Below are 2,015 nucleotides of genomic sequence, written 5' to 3'. Positions count from 1 at the left end.
TCGGCGGCCCGCAACGGCTGACCGCGCAGCGCATGACCGACGCCATCGAAGCCGGCGGCCCGCCGCATCCGGGCTTCCGCCGTGCGCACAGCAAGGGCGTGTGCGTCAGCGGCCATTTCGAGGGCAACGGCCAGGGCGGCGTGCTGTCCTCGGCACGGGTGTTCGCGCAGTCCTCGGTGCCGGTGCTGGGCCGCCTGTCGATCGGCGGCGGCGACCCGCATGGCGCCGACGGCGCCGCCCGCGTGCGCAGCATGGCGCTGCAGTTGCGCAGCGACGACGGCCAGGAATGGCGCACGGCGATGAACAGCTTCCCGTTCTTCGTGGTCGCCAGCACCGAGGGCTTCATGGCGCAGACGCTGGCCGCGCGGCCGGATCCGGCCACCGGCAAGCCGGACCCGGCGAAGATGGCGGCGTTCCTGCAGCGCTATCCGGAAGCGAAGAAGTTCCAGGAGTGGGCCAAGACCGCACCATGGTCCAACAGCTGGGCCAACACCCAGTACAACGGCGTCAACGCGTTCCGCTTCACCGCCGCCGACGGCAGCACGCATGCGGTGCGCTGGTCGATGCGCCCGCACACCCCGTTCGCGCCGCTGTCGGCCGAGCAACGCGCCAAGGTCGACGCCGACTTCCTCAGCGAAGACCTGCAGGCGCGGCTGGCGCGCGGTCCGCTGCGCTGGGATCTGGTACTGACCGTGGCCGCGCCCGGCGACCCGGTCGACGATCCGTCGCAGCCGTGGCCGCAGGACCGCCAGCAGGTGGTCGCCGGCACCCTGGTGCTGGACCATGCCGAGCCGCAGGCCACCGGGCCGTGCCGCGACCTCAACTACGATCCGCTGATCCTGCCGCACGGCATCGCCGGCTCCGACGATCCGATCCTGGCCGCGCGCTCGGCGGTGTACTCGCAGTCCTTCAACCGCCGCGAGCGCGAGATCGCCCGCGGTCAGGCGCCCGATGCGACCGGCAAGCCGCACGGAGGTGCGCAATGAACCGCGACGACCGCTCCGCGCACTTCAACCTGCTCGCGCGCGTCCTGCACTGGCTGATGGCGGCGATGATCCTGACCATGCTGTTCGTCGGTGTGGGCATGGTCGCCTCGGTGTCGCAGCGGCCCTGGCTGCTGAACCTGCACCGCCCGCTCGGCATCGCCATCGGGCTGCTGGTGCTGGTGCGCCTGGGCAACCGCCTGCGGCACCGGCCGCCGCCGCTGCCGGCCGACCTGCCGCGCTGGCAAAAGGCCGCCGCGCACGCCTCGCACTGGCTGCTGTATGCGCTGATGCTGGCGATGCCGCTGCTGGGCTGGTCGATGCTCTCGGCCGGCGGCTATCCGATCGTGCTGTGGCCGGGCGTGCAATTGCCGCCGATCGCCCCACACAGCCCGGCGCTGTATGCCTGGCTGCGCAGCGCGCATGGCTGGCTGGCCTACCTGCTGTTCGCCACGGTGCTGGCGCACCTGTGCGCGGCGCTGTTCCATGCCTGGGTACGCCGCGATGGCGTGTTCTCGAGCATGGCGCGCGGCGCGGCGACGCCTGCAGCGCCACGCGACAAGGCGTAGTCCACCCGACGACGCGACACGCGGGGCGCAGCGCGTGCGTCCCGCGCTGCGCACGCTAGCGCCGGCACGCGCATGTCGATTCGGCCAGTGCGGTGCGGCCTGTCTCCCGGGCGACGCCACGCGTTTGTGTCGCTCCCGACATGGTCCCGGCCCCGGGCCGCCGTTACACTTGTCGACGGACGGGCGCGCTGGTCAGCGCTTTCGCGCGCTACCGCCTGTCGCCGGCCTTCTCGGTGCAGCTCAACCTCAACAACCTGCTGGACAAGCGTTACTACGCGCAGATCTACGGCTACGGTGCCTGGGGCGAACCGCGCAACGGCACGCTGAGCTTCAGCTGGTCGTTCTGAGCCGGCAGGCCGCGCGCGGGTGCTGACGCTGGCACGGCCGCGGCGCAGGCGCGCGACCGCGGCACTGCATGCACGGGATGGAGGCGGCCTAGGCCTCGGCGATGCGCAGCGGTGCG

Annotated in this window: 2 protein-coding genes and 1 pseudogene; all 3 read left to right on the top strand. The window is 72.3% G+C overall.

Annotated elements, in window-relative coordinates:
- A partial coding sequence (locus D588_RS0117670) for a catalase family peroxidase (RefSeq protein WP_017916922.1) occupies positions 1-986 on the top strand: 986 nt, incomplete at its 5' end.
- Positions 983-1,552, top strand: a complete 570-nt coding sequence (locus D588_RS0117665; RefSeq protein WP_017916921.1) for a cytochrome b — start codon at positions 983-985, stop codon at positions 1,550-1,552. The genes D588_RS0117670 and D588_RS0117665, both read left to right, overlap by 4 nt.
- 185 nt (positions 1,553-1,737) lie before the next feature.
- A pseudogene (locus tag D588_RS0117660) lies at positions 1,738-1,899 on the top strand (TonB-dependent receptor); the annotation flags it as partial.
- Between the last annotated feature and the right edge of the window lie 116 nt (positions 1,900-2,015).

It is taken from the genome of Xanthomonas sp. SHU 308 (assembly GCF_000364645.1).
GTDB lineage: Bacteria > Pseudomonadota > Gammaproteobacteria > Xanthomonadales > Xanthomonadaceae > Xanthomonas_A > Xanthomonas_A sontii.
The sequence above is the reverse complement of the archived record's forward strand: the minus strand, read 5'-3'. Positions and strand labels throughout refer to the sequence as shown.

Excerpts from the sequence above, each read along its gene's own strand:
- D588_RS0117665 (WP_017916921.1), top strand. The coding sequence starts at position 983 with ATGAACCGCGACGACCGCTCCGCGCACTTCAACCTGCTCGCGCGCGTC.